The following is a 21,004-nucleotide window of genomic DNA, read 5'->3' as shown; positions in this document are numbered from 1 at the left end:
TATTATACAGAAACCGGCAGCGCCTTTCAGACGCTACCGGTCAATTCAAGGGATCGTCTGCGTAAAGACTCAGCAAATATTGCCCTCAAGCAACGATCAGGACAAGGCGGCCAAAACGGCGTCACCCATCTCCGAGGTGGAGACACGGCGCTTGCCCTCGGAAGCGATATCCGCGGTGCGCAGTCCATCATCCAGCACCTTGCCGACTGCCGCTTCGATGCGGGCGGCGAGGTCTGCCTCGTCGAGGGAATAACGCAACATCATTGCCACCGACAGGATCGTTGCCAGAGGGTTGGCGAGATTCTGACCGGCGATGTCCGGCGCACTACCATGGCAGGGCTCATACATACCTTGGCCACGCTCGTTGAGCGAAGCCGACGGCAGCATGCCGATGGAGCCAGTGAGCATTGCCGCCGCATCGGAAAGGATATCGCCGAACATGTTGCCGGTAACCACTACGTCGAACTGCCTGGGCGCGCGCACCAGTTGCATGGCCGCATTGTCGACATACATGTGCGACAGCTCAACATCTGGGTATTCGGCGGCGAGACGATCCATGACTTCACGCCACAGGATGGTGACTTCGAGAACATTGGCCTTGTCCACGCTGCACAGCTTGCCATTGCGCTTGCGTGCCATCTCGAAGGCCACTCGACCGATACGCTCGATCTCGCTTTCGCTGTAGACGTAGGTGTTGAAGCCGACACGCTGGCCGTCGCGCTCCTCGATACCGCGCGGTTGCCCGAAATAGATGCCGCCGGTCAACTCGCGCACGATCATGATATCGAGACCGGACACGACTTCCGGCTTGAGGGTCGAGGCCTCAGCCAGTTGCGGGTAGAGAATCGCCGGGCGCAGGTTACCGAACAGCCCCAGTTCCTTGCGCAGGCCCAGCAGGCCTTTTTCCGGGCGCTTCGAGAGATCCTCTATGCGATCCCATTTGGGGCCACCGACAGCGCCAAGCAGAATCGCATCGGCACTCCGCGCCTTGTCGAGAGTTTCATCGGGAAGCGGCACGCCATGCGCATCGTAGGCACTGCCCCCCACCAGGCCCTGCTCGATCTCGGCATCGAGTCCCAGCGTCTGACAGGCCTCGAGCACACGCGTTGCCTGGGCGGTGATTTCCGGCCCGATGCCATCACCGGGCAGTACCAGAATCCTGCGAGTCATATCGTTCTATCCTTACATTCAAGATGGCAATCAAGCCGATGGCGTATCGCGGAACAGCCAGGGTCGTGCAGTGCGATGACGCACTTCGAAATCACGAATCGCCGACTCATCCTTCAGAGTGATGCCGATGTCGTCGAGACCTTCGAGCAGACAATGCTTGCGGAAGGCATCCACCTCGAAGTCGAGAATCTCGCCACCAGGTGTTGTCACCCGCTGATTCACGAGGTCCACATCCAGGCGATAGCCCTCCTCGGCCTCGACTTCGCGGAACAGGCGGTCGACCTGCTCTTCGGCCAGAGTGATCAGCAGAATGCCGTTCTTGAACGCATTGTTGTAGAAGATATCGGCAAAACTCGGCGCAATGACCACACGGAAACCGAAGTCCTCCAGCGCCCAGGGGGCATGCTCGCGGGAACTGCCGCAACCGAAGTTGCGCCGAGCCAGCAACACCTGAGCCCCCTGATAGCGGGACTGGTTGAGCACGAAATCCGGATTCAATGGGCGCTGTGATGTGTCCTGCCCCGGCTGTCCTTCATCGAGATAACGCAATTCATCAAACAGGTTGACGCCGAATCCTGTGCGTTTGATGGACTTGAGAAACTGTTTGGGAATGATCAGGTCGGTATCGACATTGGCACGGTCAAGCGGTGCGACCAATCCCTGAATCTGTTCGAACTTTTCCATGGCTCAGGCCTCCTCTCGTGCATTGCTGGCATCAGCGTCAAGATGACGAACATCGACAAAATGACCGGCAATCGCGGCGGCAGCAGCCATCGCCGGGCTGACCAGGTGCGTTCGGCCGCCATACCCCTGACGCCCCTCGAAATTGCGGTTCGAGGTCGAGGCACAGTGCTCGCCGGCCCCCAGTTTGTCGGCGTTCATGGCCAGGCACATGGAACAGCCCGGCTCACGCCACTCGAAACCCGCATCGATGAAGATCCTGTCGAGCCCTTCCTGCTCGGCCTGGCGCTTCACCAGACCGGAGCCCGGAACCACCATGGCGAGTTGAATCGAGCTGGCCACCTTGCGGCCCTGAGCAACCTTCGCCGCCTCACGCAGGTCTTCGATACGCGAATTGGTGCAGGAGCCGATGAACACCTTATCCAGACGGATATCGGTGATCTTCTGGCGAGGGGACAATCCCATGTATTCCAGCGCGCGGCTGATGCTGCCCCGCACAGTGTCGTCTCCCGCCTGAGCGGGGTCCGGTACTTCACCGCTGACACCGGTGACCATCTCCGGGCTGGTTCCCCAGCTGACCTGCGGCTCGATCTCGGCCGCATCGAGGGTCACCACCTTGTCGAACCGGGCGCCTTCATCGGACACCAGGTTGCGCCAATCAGCAACAGCGGCCTCCCAATCAGCCTGCTGGGGAGCAAAGGGCCGCCCCGCGAGGTAATCGATGGTGGTGTCATCCACGGCGATCAGGCCGACGCGAGCCCCGGCCTCGATGGCCATGTTGCACACCGTCATACGGCCTTCCATGCTCAGGCTCTGGATCGCGCTGCCGGCAAACTCGATGGCATAGCCGGTGCCGCCGGCGGTGCCGATGCGACCGATCACGGCGAGGACCACGTCCTTGGCAGTGACTCCGGCACCAAGCTGCCCTTCGACACGCACCTGCATGTTCTTCATCTTCTGGGCCAGCAGGCACTGAGTCGCCAATACGTGCTCGACTTCGGAGGTGCCAATGCCATGGGCCAGAGCGGCGAAAGCGCCATGTGTGGCGGTATGAGAGTCGCCACATACCACCGTCATGCCAGGCAGGGTCGCCCCCTGCTCCGGACCGACCACGTGAACAATGCCCTGACGCGGGTCATTGATGCGGAATTCCTCGATACCGAAGGCTTCGCAGTTATCGTCGAGCGTCTGCACCTGGATCAATGACACCGGATCCTTGATGCCGCTGTTGCCTTCAGCACGCTCCTTGACCGTGGTCGGAACATTGTGATCAGGGGTTGCCAGGTTGGCATCGAGACGCCAGGGCTTGCGACCGGCAATACGCAGGCCCTCGAAGGCCTGAGGTGAGGTGACCTCGTGCAGCAATTGGCGATCGATATAGATCAGTGCCGTGCCGTCATCGCGTTCCTTGACGAGATGCTGCTGCCATAACTTGTCGTAAAGTGTCCGGGCTGCCATGAATTCTCCTCCGAGGCTCGGGCTCACGCCTCTCTCGCCTCTCTGTTACTGTCATCAATCCGATCGAAGTATCGGCGCCTGTGGTCAGCGCAGAACCTGGAAACCAGTCCTTGAAAACCGGGCTTGTGCAACAAGTCTCGCGCCCCTCCCAAATAAAAGCAATTCATGTTATTTATTAAAACGATTCCTAAGAGGAATAATAAAGTTCCGAGCTACGAGCAGCGAGCTTCGAGCGGACCAGTGCCGCTCCAGCTTCGAGACGCGAGCGGCTCATCGCCAAACCCACAGTTCCGTGTATTTCCCCGGTTCGGGGTTCGGGGTTCGGCTCGAGCGAAGCGTACTCGTAGCTCGTAGCTCGTAGCTTCATCAAGGAAACGCCATGGACACCCAAAGCCTGCAGGCCTTTCTGGCCGTCGCCGATTGCGGCAGTTTCTCGCGCGCGGCGGAGCAGTTGCACCTGACGCAGCCGGCGGTCAGCAAGCGCATCGCCGTGCTGGAGAACCAGACTCGCGCCCGGTTGTTCGATCGCATAGGTCGGCGTGTCAGTCTTACCGAGGCTGGCCGAGTATTGCTGCCACGCGCGCGGCAGATCCTGGTGATGGTGGATGACAGCCGCCGGGCGCTGGGCAATCTCGATGGCGATGTCGGTGGTGAACTGATCCTCGCCACCAGCCACCATATCGGTCTGCATCGTCTACCGCCCATTCTGGGCGACTACGTCAAGGACCACCCTGAGGTCCGCCTGGATCTGCGCTTTCTCGACTCCGAGCAGGCCTGGCAGGGCGTGCTCGATGGTCAGATCGAGGTGGCTCTGGTGACGCTGACCGCGAATCCTGACCCCCAACTGAGGGTGGTGCCGGTGTGGATCGATCGGATGGTGTTGGTAGCCAGTCCCGACCACCCTCTTGCTCACCACCCTCACCTCTCACCCCGAGCGCTCAGCGACCATGATGCATTGATGCCCGGCCCATTCACCTTCACCCACCAGTTGATCGAGCAATGTCTTGCCGAGCATCACCTGGATCTACGGGTCAGCCAGTCGACGAACTACCTGGAAACCCTCAAGATGATGGTCATCGCCGGGTTGGGCTGGAGCTTATTGCCCGAGCGAATGGTGGTGACGGATATCGAGAAAGGCAGGCTGACCACCCTTTCAGTGGATGACATCGACATCCAGCGTCCGTTGGGTTATCTGGTGCACCGTGACCGTACCCTATCCAACGCCGCCCGGGCGATGCTGGCCCGACTCGACGAAAGTCGTGAGGCTGCAGCAATCGATTGGCCTCTATCCCACTGAGCCTCACCGGCCCATAAAAGCCCCATCCACACGTCAGCCAGGGAAAGCGAACGGATTCATGACCACCAGCCCTACTCCCCGACCGCCATTGCGGCATCGCCTTGCTGGAAGCTTGACGCTGGCAGGACTGCTCACTCAGATCCTGTCCTTTGTCCTGCCGATACCGGCCCCGCTGACGAGTGTCCTGCTGTGGTCTTCCGTCGCCTTGATGTGGCGCGATATCCCACACCGCAACCAATGGCAGGCGGGCAGTCTGGCAGTGCTGGGGCTGGTCATGCTGCTGCTGGCCTGGTGGATCTACGGCGCCGACATCCAGATACTGCACATACTGGATGGCAACATCTTCGTCGCTGCCATGCTGGTCGGTGTCAGTTTCATCGCCCTGATCGGGCGTCCTGCGGAACAGGCCGCCCCCCCTGCCACCCGAGGCATCACCGGGCGTCGCGGTCTGGCCGGCACCTGGCTGGGCGTACACCTGCTCGGCGCCATTCTCAATCTATCGACCGTATTCATGGTCGGGGACCGCCTCGAGCGCCGCGGACCGCTAACCGACTCGCAATTGCTGGGGCTCAATCGCGGCCTGTCGAGTGCCGCCCTGTGGTCACCCTTCTTTGCCTCGATGGGCGTGGTCATTACCCTGGCACCGGGGCTCAGCTATACCGACCTGGTCGGTATCGGTCTGCCTCTGGCACTTTTCAGTGGTCTGCTCACGGTGTTCGAGGTATCACGCCGCTTCGATGTGCAGCACGTAGCGGGCTTCTCGTTGGCACCACGCAGCCTGTTGATGCCGGTCTCCATGGCCTCGCTGGTCATGCTCTTCCACTATGTACTGACGCCAGACCTGACCATTGTCAGCATCATTACCCTACTGATGCCGAGTATCGCTCTGCTGGCCAACCTGTTGCGGGGCGGCATCGGCCTGGCACGGACTCGCATCGGCCGTCATATCGACTACCGATTACCGGCGATGCGCGGAGAGATCACACTCTTCCTGTGCGCGGGCCTCCTGACCCGGGGACTGTCCAGCCTGGTCGATGCCGCCACCCAGGGCGACTGGACCCTGTTCCCGGATTTCAGCACCCTGCCCGCCATGGCCAGCTATCTGGCCATTGTGATCAGCGCGATTGCCGGTCTGCATCCGATCATCGGTGTCTCGATCCTGGCGTCGATGCTCGACCTCGACGGTGCCCACCAGACCCTGTTCGGCTTTGTTGCCCTGGCATCCTGGGCGGTGGGCACCAGCGTTGGACCGTTATCCGGCATCAACCTGTCACTACAGGGCCGCTATGGCGTCAGCGGTTACCGCATGATGCGCCACAACCTGCTCTATGCGCTGATCATGTCCGGCCTGGTACTGGCCGGCATCGCCTGGCTTGCCCGCGACCTCTGACCCACCCCCGGGCATACCTGGAAACCGGGTATGAGTGGAACCAGGTACGCGAGGAACCCAGGCATGAGTGGCACGCTTCAGCTCAGCCGCGCGTGAACACTCAGGCGCGCGTGAAGTAGCGGTGCCCACACTGGTGACAGGGTTCGATACGCTGCACTCCTTCAAGCACTACCACGGAGTCGCAGTGCACGCAGGCCATCCGGCCAGGGGCGGCAACTTCTCCCGCAGTGTAATCGGCGCGCGAGGCTTCGAGCGCATCCTCGAGCTGCTCGCGTTCAATCACACTGCGGTCGGCAATCGACAGCAGTGATTCCGTGATCTTGCGCGACAGAACATCGAGATCGAATCCCAGCCAGGTGGCAACCGTGCCACTGCCGGCGGCGAGATAACGGCGCATGTCCTTGAGGTCCCGCTCCACCCACGCCCGGAGCAGAGCCAGTTCATCGCGGGTGTATTCCTCAAGCTCGGCCTCGAACTCGACGGCCTCGTCCAGATCACGCTGTAGATTCTCCCAGGTCAGCTCGTCGGCACCCTCACGGAGGCGTGCCAGCATTCGTTCATAGCCTTCACGCAGGCGATGGTCGTTGTGTCCCGGATCATTACTCATGGCGAAATCTCCCTGATGAGGTCTTGAGACAGGCCGGAGAATCCTGATCTGATTCTACCGCCTTGACCTGATTCTACAGACGGAACGAGGCAGGTTCTCACACCATAACCTGATCCCCGGCAGCCTGGGTATCCTGGCGAGCCTCACCGGCATTGCGGTACGCTGGTCTCCACCCACGACTTGACGGTAGAATTGCCCAACTTCTTCTACGCAATACCAATTCGTGGAATTTTTTCTACGCAATACCCGTTCGTAGAATTGCTCTGGCTCTACTTGCCACTCCGGCAAGCCATGCCGCCCTGGTATAGGCCGGCAGCTCGATTTCGCCGGAGGTTCCGTCATTCCCTGCGTGTATCGATATGGATGCACGCCTGACTTTCAAGGTACCTGAAGACCGCGATGGACGCTCAGTACAAGCCACACGACATCGAAAACAACGCCCAGACATTCTGGACCGCGAACCAGTGCTTCAAGGCAATTGAGGACGCCAATCGCGAAAAGTTCTATTGCCTATCGATGTTTCCGTATCCCAGCGGCAAGCTGCATATGGGGCATGTACGCAACTACACCATCGGCGATGTCGTCACGCGCTTCCAGCGTATGCAGGGCCGCAATGTTCTTCAGCCGATGGGCTGGGATGCCTTCGGTATGCCGGCGGAAAATGCCGCCATCAAGAATCAGGTCCCTCCGGCCAGGTGGACCTACGAGAACATCGATTACATGCGTGCCCAGTTGAAGGCTCTCGGTTTTGCCTACGACTGGGACCGTGAGTTCGCCACCTGCGACACCGAGTACTACCGCTGGGAGCAGTGGTTCTTCGCGCGCCTCGTCGAGAAAGGGCTGGTCTACAAGAAGATGGCCACGGTCAACTGGGATCCGGTCGATCAGACGGTGCTCGCCAACGAGCAGGTCATCGACGGCTGCGGCTGGCGTTCAGGCGCCCCGGTCGAGCGCAAGGAAATCCCGCTGTGGTTCCTCAAGATCACCGACTACGCCGATGAGCTGCTTGCCGACCTCGAGAATGTCGAGTGGCCGGAGCAGGTCAAGACCATGCAGCGCAACTGGATCGGCAAGTCCCGTGGCGTCGAGCTGGCCTTTGATGTCGAGGGTGACGAACCACTCAAGGTCTACACCACCCGCCCTGACACCCTGATGGGTGTTACCTACGTCGCCGTGGCTGCCGGCCATCCGCTGGCCCGCAAGGCGGCCGAGAACGCTCCGGAGCTGGCCGGGTTCATTGAGGATTGCGCCCAGGGCGGCACCTCCGAAGCCGAACTGGCGACCATGGAAAAGCGCGGCATGGCCACGGGCTTCGAGGCCGTTCACCCGCTGACCGGCCGTCGCATTCCGGTCTATGTTGCCAACTTCGTTTTGATGGAATACGGCACCGGCGCGGTCATGGCGGTGCCTGGACACGACCAGCGTGACTGGGAATTCGCCACGAAATACGGCCTGCCGATCGAGCCGGTGATCGCCGATGCCGATGGCAATACGCCCGACCTGAGCGAAGCCGCCTGGGTGGAACACGGTAAGTTGATCAACTCCGGCGAGTTCGATGGCCTCGACTTCCAGGCGGCTTTCGACGCCATCGCTGCACGCCTCGAGCAGCAGGGCCACGGAGAGATCAAGACCAACTATCGCCTGCGCGACTGGGGCGTGGCTCGCCAGCGTTACTGGGGCGCACCGATTCCGGTCAAGTACGGCCCCGAGGGTCAGACGGTGCCGCTCACCGACGAGGAACTGCCGGTGGCCCTGCCGCTGGAAGTCACTGTCGATGCCTCCGGCTCGCCGCTCAAGAAGATGCCGGCGTTTTCCGATCTGGGCGATGGCTGGACCCGCGAGACCGACACCTTTGACACCTTCATGGAATCCTCCTGGTACTATGCGCGCTTCTGCTGCGCTGACAACCACGAGGCCATGCTCGACGAGCGCGCCAATTACTGGCTGCCGGTGGACCTCTACATCGGCGGTATCGAACACGCCATTCTGCACCTGCTGTATGCCCGTTTCTTCCACAAGCTGATGCGTGACTTCGGGCTGGTCGACTCCGACGAGCCGTTCAAGCGTCTGCTGACCCAGGGCATGGTGATCGCCGAGACCTTCTATCGCCACGAGGCCAACGGCGGCAAGGAATGGTTCAACCCGGCGGATGTCGAGGTCGAGCGCGACGAAAAGGGCCGCCCGCTGCGCGCCATCCTGGTCAGCGACGGTCAACCCGTCGAGATGGGCGGCATCGAGAAGATGTCCAAGTCCAAGAACAACGGTGTCGATCCTCAGTCGATGATCGACCGCTTTGGTGCCGACACGGTACGCCTGTTCATGATGTTCGCTGCACCGCCCGAGCAGTCCCTCGAATGGTCGGACTCCGGTGTCGAGGGTGCCAACCGTTTCCTCAAGCGCCTGTGGCGCCTGGTCGCGGAGCACCTCGAAGCGGGCTCTCCGGCCAGTCTGGATGTCGCCAACCTCGACGACGCTCAGCGTGAGCTGCGCCGCAAGACCCACGAGACCATCGCCAAGGCCGGCGATGACATCGGTCGTCGTACCACCTTCAACACTGCCATCGCCGCGGTGATGGAACTGACCAACGCCATCGGCCGTTTCACCGATACCACCCCCCAGGGCCTGGCCGTCGTCCGTGAAGCGGTAGAGGCCTGCGTGTTGCTGCTGGCTCCGATCACCCCCCACGCCTGTCATGCCCTGTGGCAGGAACTGGGGCATGACGAGCCGGTTATCGATGCCGAGTGGCCGCAGGTCGACGAGTCTGCCCTGAAGCGCGATAGTGTCGAGGTCGTGGTACAGGTCAACGGCAAGCTGAGGGCCCGTATCGAGGTCCCCGCTGATGCCGACAAGGCAGCCATCGAGACCCAGGCCATGGCAGAAGACAATGTCCAGCGCCATGTCGACGGCAAGACCGTTCGCAAGGTGATTGTGGTACCGGGTAAGCTGGTCAATATTGTGGCCAACTGACAGATTGCCGACTGATCAGCCCCGGCTCCGCTGCTCGCTCCCGACGTCACACCCCGGGGACGGGCAGCGGCTGATTCGATCTGACGCTTGCCAGAACAAGTGCCTGGACAAGATATATTGCCTGGGCTGATCCTCTTGCTGGACTGTTTCTTTTGCTGGATAAGGAGTTCCCATGCTGCAGCGCCGCCAACTTCTCAGCCTTTCCCTTACTGCCGGCATTGCCCTGACGCTGGTCGGCTGCGGCTTTCATCTCCGTGGCCTCGGTGACGACGTGCTGGGCCTGGATAGCCTGGCGATCGCCGGTCCCGGCGCGGAAAGTCCGTTCGCCGAACAGCTCACCGAGCGTCTCGAGGCTCAGGGTACCCGAGTGGATGCCAACGCTCCCCTGCGCCTCAACCTGAGTCCCGAGGACAGTTTCGTTCGCCGTGACGGTGTCCTGGACTCCGGTAGTCGCGATGAAACCCTGGTGCTTACCATTCCTTACTCGATCCAGCGCAGCTCCGACAGCGCCTATCTGGTCAGTCGCGAGAACCTCGAGGCAACGGATTATTACATCGTCGAAGATGGCAATCTGCTGTCACGAGATGACCTGCGTGAAGACGCTCTGGATCGTGCCCGCAGCAACGCTGTCCGCCAGATGATCGAACGTCTGCGAGCCTTGCCTCAGGGTGGTGCTGTCGAACCCGGCAGCAGCGCACAGCCTCCTGCCGAACCGTCCCCTGCCGAAAGCAGCAGCATCGATGGCGGGAACGGTACCACGGTGAATACCATCACGACTCCCGGCGTCAGCAGCACCCCCCTGCAGACCAGTGGGTCGGAACAGAGTGCAGGTAGCGTCAACGAATGAAGGTCTTTGCCGACAAGCTGCCCGATGCACTGAGCAAGTCATTGCCGCCGGTGGTCATCATCGCCGGCGATGAACCTCTTCAACATATGGAAGCCTGCGACCTGGTGCGACGTCAGGCTCGCGAGGCAGGTGTCGAGGAGCGGGATGTTCTCGATGTCGAAGCCAACTTTGCCTGGGGTCGTCTGACCGAGGCAGGTGCCAGCATGTCGCTGTTCGCCTCACGCAAATTGATCGAGCTGCGCCTCGGTTCCTCGAAGCCAGGCCAGGAAGGCGGCAAGGCACTCAAGGAATATGCCGAAAGCGCAGCCGGCAGCGACAACATGCTATTGATCATGGCAGGTCGACTTGATGCCCGAGAGCAGAAGAGCGCCTGGTTCAAGGCTCTCGACAAGATCGGGCTATTCGTCCCTGTGTGGCCGGTCGACGCATCGCGTCTCGGTTTCTGGCTGCGCGACCGCGCCCAGGTCCATGGTCTCAATCTGTCGTTGGATGCCGCCCGCCTGTTGGGCGAGCGCACCGAGGGCAACCTGCTGGCCGCTGACCAGGAACTCCAGAAGTTGGCCCTGATTCTGCCGCCGGGCAGCCAGGTCTCGCCACGTCAGGTGGCGGGCGATGTGGAGAGCAGCGCTCGCTATGACGTCTTCACCCTGATCGATGCCTGCCTCAAGGGCGAACGCGAACGGCTGATACGTATTCTCGCCGGACTTCAGGCCGAGGGTACCGAAGCCCCCATCGTGCTGTGGGCCCTGACTCGGGAAATCCGTATCCTGTTGTCACTGCATCAGCACCTCGACCAGGGCCAGAGCTTCGAGCATGCCTGCAAGGCGCAGAAGCCACCGATCTTCGATAAGCGTCGCCCCCTCTATCAGCAGGCAATCGGCCGCCTGCCACTGCGCCGTCTGCACAAGCTGCTGATGTTCGCGCAACGCCTTGATCTCTCGATCAAGGGTGCCAGTGACCTGCCACTCCACCAGGGGCTGCAGGATCTGGCCCTGACCCTGGCCGGAGGCCGCGGCCTGCTGGCAGAACTCCCCTCCTCCTATCGAGTGGGTTGAGGACATGAGGTGATCGAACGTCGCGTACCGACGACAGCGACCCAAAGCCGCCTTTGCCGTGCAATGCATTTACCCTCTGTTCGCCGGGCGCCCCCCTTTTATCGGTAGCCTGGGCAATGCTAGTGTCAACTTGTATCCAGGTGACTCCCGAAAGCGCTGTTCAACGTCTCAGGTCCATGACCCGGGCAGCGAGCCATTTCCGCCGCCGGAGTCCTGCGGGCAGACACACACTCAGCGCAAAGGGATTTACATGGCCAACCCCATCCCCACCAGCATGCACGCCATGCTGCTCACCGCCCATGGCGACGTGGACAAGCTTGTCTATCACGACGATGTAGCAGTCCCCCAACCGGGCGCCGGCGAGGTTCTGGTGCAGGTGACTGCCACCGCCAAGAACAACACCGATCGCAAGGCACGCGAAGGGCTCTATCCAACCCGTGACAAGGGCGATGTCACCTCCTTCGCCATGGGCGGTACGCCAACGTTGACTTTTCCGCGCATCCAGGGGGCTGATATCGCCGGTCGCATCGCGGCGGTAGGTGACGGGGTCGACAGTGCTCGTATCGGTCAGCGCGGGCTGTTGGATTTCAACATCTATGCCGACCAGCGCCCGGACATCAACCTGACGCCGGATTATTACGGTCATGGAGCGGATGGCGGTTTCGCCGAATACGTGGTGGTTCCGGCGGACCAGTTCCATCACGTCCCCAACTCGGAGCTGGCGGATGCCGAGCTGGCGTCCATGGGCATGTGTTCCTACCAGACCGCCTACCACATGATGACCTCGGCCAATATCCGTGCCGGAGAGCGCGTGCTGGTCACCGGTGCCAGTGGTGGTGTGGGAACGGCATTGATTCAGCTGTGTCGCGTCGTCGGCGCCATCCCCTACGCCCTGAGTCAGCCCGACAAGGCCGAAGCACTGCTCGAACTGGGCGCCGAGGCAGTATTCGATCGTCAGCATATCGACCAGTTGGAAGCGCTGGTACGCAAGGCCACCGGCGATCGCCCCATCGATGCGGTCATGGACCTGGTCGGTGGAGAAATGACCGATCGCTTCATCGACACCATGATCTTCGACATGAAGGCGCGCGACAGCTATCCGCGGCTATCGATCGCCGGTGCCAGCGGCGGCAACCTCAGCGAGATCATGTGGACCCGCATCTACCTGTATCAGGTGCAGATCTTTGGTGTGTCCCACGGCACCCGCGAGGAAGCGGCGCAACTGATCGAATGGATTCGCAGTGGCCAGCTTCGCCCGGTGCTGCACGGTGCCTTCCGACTTTCCGAGTTGCACCAGGCGGAGCGCTACTTCGTCGAGCGCAGCAAGGGTTTTCTCGGCAAGATCGTCATCGTCCCTGACTCCCAGTGGCAGGAACATGGCGCGCCCTTCGCCGTCATCGCCGACTGACCTATTAACATGGCAATCAAATAGCTCATCCTGATCGATTTGATTTTCGTCCGCACAACACTGGCGCAGCTGCGTGGATCTGCTGGTGTGGTGCGGTCTCGCGTCGGCCCGATGGCCGACGGCGGCACATCCCTGTGCCGCATTAACCCAACATGAAAGCATGCCGGGTTAATACCTACGGCCCACCCGGGAGCCTTGCAATGGATGGGCTCCCTTCATCGAATTCAGAGTACAAGGAATTCCCATGGCCAGCTTCTCGCTGATGGACACCCATGCCGGAGGTGATGTCAGTCGCATCGTCACTGGCGGTATCAAACCGCTGCCGGGCGATACCGTCCGCGCGCAGATGGAATATCTGCGTGACCAGGCCGATGGCCTGCGCCGCCTGCTGCTTACCGAACCCCACGGCATCCCCGAGATGTCTGTCGACCTGCTGGTGCCTGCCTGTGACCCACAGGCGGCCGCCGGCTATATCATCATGGAAGTGATGGGCTATCCCATCTATTCCGGCTCCAACACGCTCTGTACCGCCACCGCCGTACTCGAGACCGGGCTGGTCGAGAAACGCGAAGGCCGCCAGAGCTTCAACCTCGAAGCGCCGGCAGGCCTGGTGCAGGTCGAGGCACAGGTCGAGAACAACGTGGTGACGTCGGTCACCTGCGAAGGACTGCCCAGCTATATCGACACCCATCGTGCGCGCATCGAGGTCCCGGGACTGGGCGAAATAACCTATAGCGTTGCCTACAGCGGCGGCTTCTACGCGCTGGTTGATGCCAGCGAATTGGGCTTCGACCTGGTGCTGGAAGAACAGGATCGACTGACAGCCTGCGCCCACGCCATCGTCGACGCCATTCAGCTACAGCACAGCTACAGCCACTACCTCCTCGGCGATGTCGGCCCCCTGCCCTTCCTGCACTTCATGGGGCCAGTGGAAACCGTGGCACCGGGTCGCTATCGCTCACGCTCGACGACCTATGTACATCCCCGCGTCATCTGCCGTAGCACGACCGGCACCGGCACCTCGGCACGCCTGGCGCTGATGCACCTGCAGGGCGATCTCAAGCCCGGTGACAGTCTGGAAACCGTGTCACTGCGCGACACCCGTTTCACCGGCACCATGCTCGGCACTCATCAGCAGGGCACTCATCAGGTGCTCGAGAACACCATCAGTGGTCGCAGTCATGTGCTGAACCAGACCACCATCAATATCGACTGTGAAGACCCGATGATCGACTGCAGCGATCTGCTCAAGGTCATCCACAACGCCGGAACCTGAACCCGGGCCCTGCGCCTGAAGGCAGGAGATCAGCACCCAAACTCCTGCCTTCTACTGCTTCAGCCCCGCCTTCTACCACCTCAGTCCCGACCTTCTGCCACCTCAGCCGCGGCACTCGATCATCCGAAAGCGCCTCCATGGAAACCGCCATCACAAACCAGCCAGTTCCATGACAATCTTCCATTCCTGATCGGTAACCGGCTGCACGGAGAGGCGTGAATTACTGACCAGTGCCATCGAAGTCAGGCGCGGCTCCGACTTCACCTGCGCCAGCGAAACCGCGCGCGGCAAGGGTTGCACCGCCTTGATATCGACGCATTCCCAGCGGGTGTCATCGGTAGTGCTGTCGGGATGTATCTCGGCAATGACTTCAACAATGCCGACGGCCTCTTTCCCCTGGTTGGAATGGTACAGAAGGCCAAGATCGCCCTTCTTCATCACCCGCATATTGTTGCGTGCCTGGTAGTTACGCACGCCATCCCATTCTTCGCCCTGATCACCTCTGGCAACCAGATCATCCCAGCCAAACACATCGGGTTCGGTTTTGAACAGCCAATACGCCATCAGTCCATCACCTCCTTCATTAGGTCACCTTTCCTCGTCCCGACGATAGAGACCTGCCACTCCCAAACACCGGGGCGGAGTTCCGCCCTGAAGGATTATCCAGAATTCGGCCAACGGATGCACTCGACCTCGATCACACCCGTCGACTTTGGTCGTAACGCGCCCAAGCTGCACTTTACGTTAACGTAAACCTTGCCTAGCCTGTATCCACTATCCGCCGTACCTTCATCGCCAGCGTCGAGAGCGCTCGTACGGCAACAAGGACATCAGCACGCCTCGTCTGTCCGGGGCACTGACATATCGACCATTACATTGCCCGCGCTTGCGCCGGATTCCGGGAGTTCATCATGCATAGTCCCTACACCCCTCTGGATTTCGGTCTCGACGAGACCCTTGTCATGCTTCGCGATCAGGTCAACGCCTTCGCGCGCGACGAGATCGCCCCCCGCGCAGCGGAGATCGACGCCAACAACGAGTTCCCTGCCGACTTGTGGAAGAAGTTCGGTGATATGGGCCTGCTCGGCATCACCGTTGCCGATGAAGACGGCGGCAGCGGCATGGGCTATCTCGCCCACTGTATCGCCATGGAAGAAATCTCGCGCGCCAGCGCCTCGGTGGCCCTCTCCTACGGCGCTCACTCCAATCTCTGCGTCAACCAGATCAAGCTCAATGCCAGTGCCGAGCAGAAGGCGAAATACCTGCCGAAACTGATCAGTGGAGAACATGTCGGTGCACTGGCCATGTCCGAACCGGGCGCCGGCTCTGATGTGGTGTCAATGAAACTGCGCGCCCGCAAGGATGGTGATCGCTACATTCTCAACGGCAACAAGATGTGGATCACCAACGGTCCTGACGCGGACGTGCTGGTGGTCTATGCCAAGACCGATCCAGAGGCCGGCTCGAAGGGCATCACCGCCTTTATCATCGAGAAGGGCTTCAAGGGCTTTTCCACCGCCCAGAAGCTCGACAAGCTCGGTATGCGCGGTTCGAACACCTGTGAGCTGGTCTTCGAGGATTGCGAAGTGCCAGCGGACAACGTACTCGGCGAGGTTGGCAAGGGCGTGCGCGTACTGATGGGCGGCCTCGACTTCGAGCGCACCGTGCTGGCTGCTGGCCCCATCGGCATCATGCAGGCCGCCATGGACGTGGTGGTTCCCTACATTCACGAGCGCAAACAGTTCGACCAGGCCATCGGCGAATTCCAGTTGGTACAGGGCAAGATCGCTGATATGTACACCACCCTCAATGCCTGTCGCGCCTATCTGTATGCAGTCGCTGCCGCCTGCGATCGTGGCCAGGCCTCACGCAAGGATGCCGCCGGGGTGATCCTGTACTGCGCCGAGAAGGCTACCCAGGTGGCGTTGGATGCCATCCAGTTGCTCGGAGGCAATGGCTATATCAACGAATATCCCACCGGGCGCCTGCTGCGCGACGCCAAACTCTACGAGATCGGCGCGGGTACCAGCGAGATTCGGCGTATGCTGATTGGCCGCGAAATCTTCAATGAATCAGCGTAATCGGGCGAGAAGACACACTAGAGGCGAGCTGTATGGCAACTCTCGATAGCAGCATCAATCCTCGTTCCGAGGACTTTCAGGCTCGCGAGGCGGCGATGCGCCTTGAAGTCGAACACCTTCAGGAACTGACTGAGCGGATCCAACAGGGCGGCGGCAACAAGGCTCGCGAGCGCCATGAGTCGCGGGGCAAGTTATTTGTCCGCGACCGCATCGACCATCTGCTGGACGAGGGTTCGCCCTTCCTGGAATTATCAGGACTGGCTGCCCACGAGCTCTATGACACAGAAGTACCGGCGGCAGGAGTGGTGACCGGCATCGGCCGTGTCAGCGGTGTCGAGTGCGTGATCGTCGCCAATGATGCCACGGTCAAGGGCGGCACCTATTTCCCGATCACCGTGAAGAAGCACCTGCGGGCCCAGGAAATTGCCCGCAAGCATCGCCTTCCCTGCCTCTACCTGGTCGATTCCGGCGGTGCTTTTCTGCCCCGCCAGGACGAGGTATTTCCTGACCGCGACCACTTCGGGCGCATCTTCTACAACCAGGCCACCATGTCCGCCGAGGGCATCCCCCAGATTGCCGTGGTCATGGGCTCCTGCACCGCTGGCGGTGCCTATGTCCCCGCCATGGCCGACGAGTCGATCATCGTCCGCGAACAGGGCACCATCTTTCTCGGCGGCCCGCCACTGGTCAAGGCGGCTACCGGTGAGACCATCAGCGCCGAGGACCTCGGTGGCGCCGACGTGCATACCCGTGTCAGTGGCGTGGCCGATCACTACGCGGACAACGACGCCCATGCACTGATGCTGGCACGCCGCTGTGTGGCACGTCTCAACTGGCAGAAACGTGGATCGCTGACCATGGCCGAGCCACGGGCACCGAAATATGCTGCCGAGGAACTGTACGGCATTGTCGGTACCGACCTGCGCAAGCCCTTCGAGGTACGCGAGGTGATCGCTCGCATTGTCGATGGTTCCGACTTCGACGAGTTCAAGCGCTATTACGGCGACACCCTGGTCACCGGCTTTGCACATATCCATGGCCATCCGGTGGGCATCGTCGCCAACAACGGTGTGCTGTTCTCGGAAAGCGCACTCAAGGGTGCCCACTTCATTGAACTCTGCGCCCAGCGCGGCATCCCGCTGGTATTCCTGCAGAACATCACCGGTTTCATGGTGGGTTCGAAATACGAGCATGAAGGCATCGCCAAGCACGGTGCCAAACTGGTCACCGCGGTGGCCTGCGCCAGGGTTCCCAAGTTCACCGTGTTGATCGGTGGCAGCTTCGGTGCCGGCAACTACGGCATGTGTGGCCGCGCCTACGATCCCAACCTGCTGTTCATGTGGCCCAACGCCCGTATCTCGGTGATGGGCGGTGAACAGGCCGCTGGTGTACTTGCCCAGGTCAAGCGCGAACAGATGGAACGCGCCGGCGAGCAGTGGTCCGCCGAGGACGAGGAAGCCTTCAAGCAACCGACTCGCGAGCAGTACGAGCACCAGGGCCACCCTTACTACGCCAGCGCCCGCCTATGGGATGACGGAGTCATTGATCCAGCCCAGACTCGCGACGTGCTGGGACTGTCACTGGCTGCCGCCATGAACGCTGAAAACGAACCGACGCGCTTCGGCGTGTTCCGTATGTAAGCCCCTTGCTGTGCAAGGGGAGCTATAAGCTTGAAGCTGTAAGCTGGAAGTTCGCAGCACGCTTCGAAGGTCTGGCTGGGGTTCTTGCAGCTTGAAACTTACGGCTTACCGCTTTACCGATGAGGTCGCTGTATATGACAGACACAACAAGCCTTGCAAAGCTTCAGATCGACTCTCGAGGCGTTGCCTGGCTGACCCTGACCCGCCCCGAGGTCCACAACGCCTTCGACGACCGCTTGATCGAACAGATCAACCAGCATCTCGATGCCGTCAGGCAGCAGGCTGAGCAAGGTACGGTCCGCGTACTGGTGCTGGGTTCCGAGGGCAAGAGCTTCTCGGCCGGTGCTGATCTCAACTGGATGAAGCGCATGGTCGACTACCATCTCGATGACAACCTGGCGGATTCACGCAAGCTGTCGGCGATGATGCAAGGTCTCGACACCCTGCCCTGCCCGACCATTGCCCGCGTCCAGGGCGCCGCCTTCGGTGGCGCGGTGGGCCTGGCGGCCTGCTGTGACATCGTGATTGCCAGCGAGCGGGCGAGATTCTGTCTGTCGGAGGTACGCATCGGTCTCTCACCGGCGGTGATCAGTCCCTATGTTCAGCGTGCCATCGGCAGTCGACAGATGCGCCGCTATGCCTTGACTGCCGAAGTCATCGACGTTGATACCGCTGAACACCTGGGGTTGGTCCATCAGTCTGTCGCCAGCGATCAGTTGGATGCGTCTGTCGACAGCATGATCGATACGCTGCTCACCACTTCGCCTCAAGCCAGTCGCGCTACCAAGGCGCTGCTTGCCGAGGTAGCGCGAGCTCCGGACAGTGACGACACCCGCGAGCATACCTGTCGGGTGATCAGTGAATTACGTGTCAGCCCCGAGGGTCAGGAGGGGCTGGCAAGCTTTCTCGACAAGCGCCCACCGGCCTGGCAACGCCCTGTACCGAACCGTTCTATACCGAGCTGTTCTGTAACAACCCAGGAGCCCCGCTCATGAGCGCAACCTCCCGCTTCGATACCCTGTTGGTGGCCAACCGCGGCGAGATTGCCTGCCGTGTGATGCGCACCGCGCGCCGCATGGGCCTGCGCACCATTGCGGTCTATTCCGATGCCGATGCCGACGCTCGCCATGTCCGTGAGGCCGATGAGGCAATCCGCCTGGGACCCGCTCCTGCGCGGGAGAGCTACCTGGACATCTCGAAAGTGATCGAGGCAGCCCGACGCAGTGGCGCCGGCGCCATTCATCCAGGGTACGGCTTCCTGTCGGAGAACGGAGAATTTGTCCAGGCCTGTGAGGAGGCCGGTATCGTCTTCGTTGGCCCTCCCGCCTCGGCCATCGCAGCGATGGGTGACAAGTCGGCGGCCAAGGCGCGCATGATGGATGCCGGAGTGCCACTGGTGCCCGGCTATCACGGCCAGGATCAGAATGATGACCTGCTGCGCCGCGAGGCCGGGGCAATCGGCTATCCGGTGTTGCTCAAGGCCAGCGCAGGAGGTGGCGGCAAGGGCATGCGCGTGGTCGAGTCCGATGGACAGTTTCAGGCGGCGCTGGACGGTTGCCGTCGCGAATCCCGAGCCGCCTTCGGCGATGATCGCATGCTGATCGAGAAGTACCTGACTCAGCCACGCCACGTCGAGGTCCAGGTGTTCTGCGACCGCCACGGTAATGGTGTCTACCTGTTCGAGCGCGACTGCAGCGTACAGCGTCGCCACCAGAAGGTTCTCGAAGAAGCTCCTGCGCCAGGCATGACGGAAGCCCTGCGCCAGCAGATGGGCGAAGCGGCGGTACGTGCCGCCCGGGAGATCGGCTATGTCGGTGCCGGTACCGTGGAATTCCTGCTCGACGCCCCGCAAGGTCAATCTCAGGAGCCGCAGCGTTTCTACTTCATGGAGATGAATACCCGCCTGCAGGTCGAGCATCCGGTGACCGAGATGATCACCGGCGAGGACCTGGTGGAATGGCAGCTACGCGTGGCCATGGGCGAGCCATTGCCGAAGGATCAGGCCGCGCTGGTCATCGACGGGCACAGCTTCGAAGCACGTCTCTATGCGGAAGATGCAGACAACGACTTCCTGCCGGCGACAGGTCAACTGACCCGCTTCGCTCTGGATCTTCAGGGGGCTGCCCTGGACGAACGTGAGGTGCGCCTCGATAGCGGCGTGGACAGCGGCGACAGCGTCTCGATGCACTACGATCCGATGCTGGCCAAGTTGATTGTCCATGGCCCGGATCGTGCTGCAGCTCTGGCCACGCTCAACCGGGCCCTCGCCGCCCTCGATATTCAGGGCGTGGTCACCAACCGGGGTTTCCTGCAGCGGCTGGCCAGCCACCCGGCCTTCAAGGCGGCCGAACTCGATACGCGCTTTATCGAACGTCACGAGTCCAGCCTGTTTGCCAGGCGCGAGACCAGTGCTCAGGACCTGGCCAGTGCTGCACTGATCGCCCTGTATCAGTTGGCCGGCGAACGCGAGAGTCAGTCGCCCTGGGACCGTCATGATGGCTTCCGTCTCAACGGCCCGCGGCGTATCCGCATTGCCTTGAGTGACCCGACCGAGGCCAATGATCTGGCTCCGGCCAGCCTGGCCATCGTTGAAGGCCGTCACGGCATCGATGACGATGCCTGGCAATTGAGCGTCACCGGCGCTAACCGCGAACCTCATCAGTTCACCGCATGTTTGACCGACCTGTCCGGTGATGCCGTGGCCATCACTCTGGATGGGCACCGTCGACGCCTGCTGGCTCGCCGCGACGGTAATGTGATTGTGCTGACCTCCGGCAGTGGCGCGGTACAGGGTGAGGATGGCACCTTGAAGCAAGAGACGAGTGGCGAGACACGCCTGCTGTGGCGGCGTATCGATGCCATTGATGCCAGTGCCCGGGAATCCGAGGCCACGCTGACCGCGCCCATGCACGGCACCGTAGTTGCGTTGCTGGTCGAGCCCGGACACCCGGTGCAACGGGGCGACGCCCTGATGGTGATGGAAGCCATGAAGATGGAGCACACGCTGAATGCGCCAGACGACGGCAGTGTCGATGGCTTCCACTTCGTCCCGGGCGACAGCGTTGGTCAGGGCGACGTACTGCTCGACTTCAGCGCCAGTGAATGATGGCCAGGATAAACCCTTTTG

The 21,004-nt window shown here is 61.4% G+C and carries 16 protein-coding genes; 11 read left to right on the top strand and 5 right to left on the bottom strand.

The window, feature by feature from the left end; translation table 11 throughout:
* Positions 1-96: 96 nt before the first annotated feature.
* Genes leuB through leuC form a run of 3 tightly spaced genes read right to left on the bottom strand, consistent with a single transcriptional unit; the run spans position 97 to position 3,309 of the window.
* Complete coding sequence (leuB, locus tag BUE38_RS02380) at positions 97-1,170, bottom strand: 3-isopropylmalate dehydrogenase (protein WP_073433408.1); 1,074 nt, start codon at positions 1,168-1,170, stop codon at positions 97-99.
* Between the two features lie 30 nt (positions 1,171-1,200).
* The gene (gene leuD / locus BUE38_RS02375; protein WP_073433407.1) at positions 1,201-1,854 is read right to left on the bottom strand and encodes a 3-isopropylmalate dehydratase small subunit; all 654 of its coding nucleotides are present in this window, start codon (positions 1,852-1,854) and stop codon (positions 1,201-1,203) included.
* A 3-nt stretch (positions 1,855-1,857) separates the two neighbouring features.
* Entirely contained in the window at positions 1,858-3,309 is a 1,452-nt protein-coding gene (gene leuC, locus BUE38_RS02370) for a 3-isopropylmalate dehydratase large subunit (RefSeq protein ID WP_073433406.1), read from the bottom strand.
* A 379-nt stretch (positions 3,310-3,688) separates the two neighbouring features.
* Here leuC and BUE38_RS02365 point away from each other — a divergent pair, with 379 nt between their 5' ends.
* Together BUE38_RS02365 and BUE38_RS02360 are read left to right on the top strand one after the other, a co-directional pair.
* Positions 3,689-4,606, top strand: coding sequence for a LysR family transcriptional regulator (locus BUE38_RS02365; protein ID WP_073433405.1), 918 nt, complete (start codon positions 3,689-3,691; stop codon positions 4,604-4,606).
* 58 nt (positions 4,607-4,664) lie between these two features.
* Entirely contained in the window at positions 4,665-5,996 is a 1,332-nt protein-coding gene (locus tag BUE38_RS02360; RefSeq protein ID WP_073433404.1) for a hypothetical protein, read from the top strand.
* A gap of 100 nt (positions 5,997-6,096) precedes the next feature.
* Here the strand turns inward: BUE38_RS02360 and BUE38_RS02355 are convergent, their stop codons facing one another.
* On the bottom strand, positions 6,097-6,603 hold the full coding sequence (locus BUE38_RS02355) for a zinc ribbon-containing protein (RefSeq protein ID WP_073433403.1): 507 nt from the start codon (positions 6,601-6,603) through the stop codon (positions 6,097-6,099).
* 399 nt (positions 6,604-7,002) lie between these two features.
* Here BUE38_RS02355 and leuS point away from each other — a divergent pair, with 399 nt between their 5' ends.
* The 5 genes from leuS to BUE38_RS02330 all read left to right on the top strand — a co-directional run bounded on the left by leuS (position 7,003) and on the right by BUE38_RS02330 (position 14,156).
* Positions 7,003-9,570 (top strand): leucine--tRNA ligase, encoded by a 2,568-nt coding sequence (gene leuS / locus BUE38_RS02350; RefSeq protein ID WP_073433402.1) that lies wholly within the window; start codon positions 7,003-7,005, stop codon positions 9,568-9,570.
* Between the two features lie 172 nt (positions 9,571-9,742).
* Positions 9,743-10,417 carry an LPS-assembly lipoprotein LptE gene (locus BUE38_RS02345; RefSeq protein WP_073433401.1) on the top strand — a complete coding sequence of 225 codons (675 nt, stop codon included), beginning with the start codon at positions 9,743-9,745 and terminating at the stop codon, positions 10,415-10,417.
* Positions 10,414-11,472, top strand: a complete 1,059-nt coding sequence (holA, locus tag BUE38_RS02340; RefSeq protein WP_073433400.1) for a DNA polymerase III subunit delta — start codon at positions 10,414-10,416, stop codon at positions 11,470-11,472. Before BUE38_RS02345 ends, holA begins: the two co-directional genes overlap by 4 nt.
* 250 nt (positions 11,473-11,722) lie before the next feature.
* A complete protein-coding gene (locus BUE38_RS02335; protein WP_073433399.1) occupies positions 11,723-12,880 on the top strand; it encodes an alcohol dehydrogenase catalytic domain-containing protein in 1,158 nt (385 codons plus the stop codon).
* 244 nt (positions 12,881-13,124) lie between these two features.
* Positions 13,125-14,156 carry a proline racemase family protein gene (locus BUE38_RS02330; RefSeq protein WP_073433398.1) on the top strand — a complete coding sequence of 344 codons (1,032 nt, stop codon included), beginning with the start codon at positions 13,125-13,127 and terminating at the stop codon, positions 14,154-14,156.
* Between the two features lie 150 nt (positions 14,157-14,306).
* On the opposite strand, the gene BUE38_RS02325 is transcribed toward BUE38_RS02330, so the two are convergent.
* Positions 14,307-14,720 carry an EVE domain-containing protein gene (locus BUE38_RS02325; RefSeq protein WP_073433397.1) on the bottom strand — a complete coding sequence of 138 codons (414 nt, stop codon included), beginning with the start codon at positions 14,718-14,720 and terminating at the stop codon, positions 14,307-14,309.
* A 347-nt stretch (positions 14,721-15,067) separates the two neighbouring features.
* On the opposite strand from BUE38_RS02325, the gene BUE38_RS02320 reads away from it, so the two are divergent.
* The 4 genes from BUE38_RS02320 to BUE38_RS02305 all read left to right on the top strand — a co-directional run bounded on the left by BUE38_RS02320 (position 15,068) and on the right by BUE38_RS02305 (position 20,983).
* Positions 15,068-16,237: an isovaleryl-CoA dehydrogenase gene (locus tag BUE38_RS02320; RefSeq protein ID WP_073433396.1), complete on the top strand. Its 1,170-nt coding sequence runs from the start codon at positions 15,068-15,070 to the stop codon at positions 16,235-16,237.
* Between the two features lie 32 nt (positions 16,238-16,269).
* On the top strand, positions 16,270-17,877 hold the full coding sequence (locus tag BUE38_RS02315; protein ID WP_073433395.1) for a carboxyl transferase domain-containing protein: 1,608 nt from the start codon (positions 16,270-16,272) through the stop codon (positions 17,875-17,877).
* Between the two features lie 134 nt (positions 17,878-18,011).
* Positions 18,012-18,872 (top strand): enoyl-CoA hydratase/isomerase family protein, encoded by an 861-nt coding sequence (locus BUE38_RS02310; RefSeq protein WP_073433394.1) that lies wholly within the window; start codon positions 18,012-18,014, stop codon positions 18,870-18,872.
* Positions 18,869-20,983 (top strand): acetyl/propionyl/methylcrotonyl-CoA carboxylase subunit alpha, encoded by a 2,115-nt coding sequence (locus BUE38_RS02305; RefSeq protein WP_073433393.1) that lies wholly within the window; start codon positions 18,869-18,871, stop codon positions 20,981-20,983. Before BUE38_RS02310 ends, BUE38_RS02305 begins: the two co-directional genes overlap by 4 nt.
* Positions 20,984-21,004: the final 21 nt, after the last annotated feature.

It is taken from the genome of Halomonas cupida (assembly GCF_900142755.1).
GTDB classification, from domain to species: domain Bacteria; phylum Pseudomonadota; class Gammaproteobacteria; order Pseudomonadales; family Halomonadaceae; genus Halomonas; species Halomonas cupida.
The sequence above is the reverse complement of the archived record's forward strand: the minus strand, read 5'-3'. Positions and strand labels throughout refer to the sequence as shown.

Excerpts from the sequence above, each read along its gene's own strand:
- leuB (WP_073433408.1), bottom strand. The coding sequence starts at position 1,170 with ATGACTCGCAGGATTCTGGTACTGCCCGGTGATGGCATCGGGCCGGAA.
- leuD (WP_073433407.1), bottom strand. The coding sequence starts at position 1,854 with ATGGAAAAGTTCGAACAGATTCAGGGATTGGTCGCACCGCTTGACCGT.
- leuC (WP_073433406.1), bottom strand. The coding sequence starts at position 3,309 with ATGGCAGCCCGGACACTTTACGACAAGTTATGGCAGCAGCATCTCGTC.
- BUE38_RS02365 (WP_073433405.1), top strand. The coding sequence starts at position 3,689 with ATGGACACCCAAAGCCTGCAGGCCTTTCTGGCCGTCGCCGATTGCGGC.
- BUE38_RS02360 (WP_073433404.1), top strand. The coding sequence starts at position 4,665 with ATGACCACCAGCCCTACTCCCCGACCGCCATTGCGGCATCGCCTTGCT.
- BUE38_RS02355 (WP_073433403.1), bottom strand. The coding sequence starts at position 6,603 with ATGAGTAATGATCCGGGACACAACGACCATCGCCTGCGTGAAGGCTAT.
- leuS (WP_073433402.1), top strand. The coding sequence starts at position 7,003 with ATGGACGCTCAGTACAAGCCACACGACATCGAAAACAACGCCCAGACA.
- BUE38_RS02345 (WP_073433401.1), top strand. The coding sequence starts at position 9,743 with ATGCTGCAGCGCCGCCAACTTCTCAGCCTTTCCCTTACTGCCGGCATT.
- holA (WP_073433400.1), top strand. The coding sequence starts at position 10,414 with ATGAAGGTCTTTGCCGACAAGCTGCCCGATGCACTGAGCAAGTCATTG.
- BUE38_RS02335 (WP_073433399.1), top strand. The coding sequence starts at position 11,723 with ATGGCCAACCCCATCCCCACCAGCATGCACGCCATGCTGCTCACCGCC.
- BUE38_RS02330 (WP_073433398.1), top strand. The coding sequence starts at position 13,125 with ATGGCCAGCTTCTCGCTGATGGACACCCATGCCGGAGGTGATGTCAGT.
- BUE38_RS02325 (WP_073433397.1), bottom strand. The coding sequence starts at position 14,720 with ATGGCGTATTGGCTGTTCAAAACCGAACCCGATGTGTTTGGCTGGGAT.
- BUE38_RS02320 (WP_073433396.1), top strand. The coding sequence starts at position 15,068 with ATGCATAGTCCCTACACCCCTCTGGATTTCGGTCTCGACGAGACCCTT.
- BUE38_RS02315 (WP_073433395.1), top strand. The coding sequence starts at position 16,270 with ATGGCAACTCTCGATAGCAGCATCAATCCTCGTTCCGAGGACTTTCAG.
- BUE38_RS02310 (WP_073433394.1), top strand. The coding sequence starts at position 18,012 with ATGACAGACACAACAAGCCTTGCAAAGCTTCAGATCGACTCTCGAGGC.
- BUE38_RS02305 (WP_073433393.1), top strand. The coding sequence starts at position 18,869 with ATGAGCGCAACCTCCCGCTTCGATACCCTGTTGGTGGCCAACCGCGGC.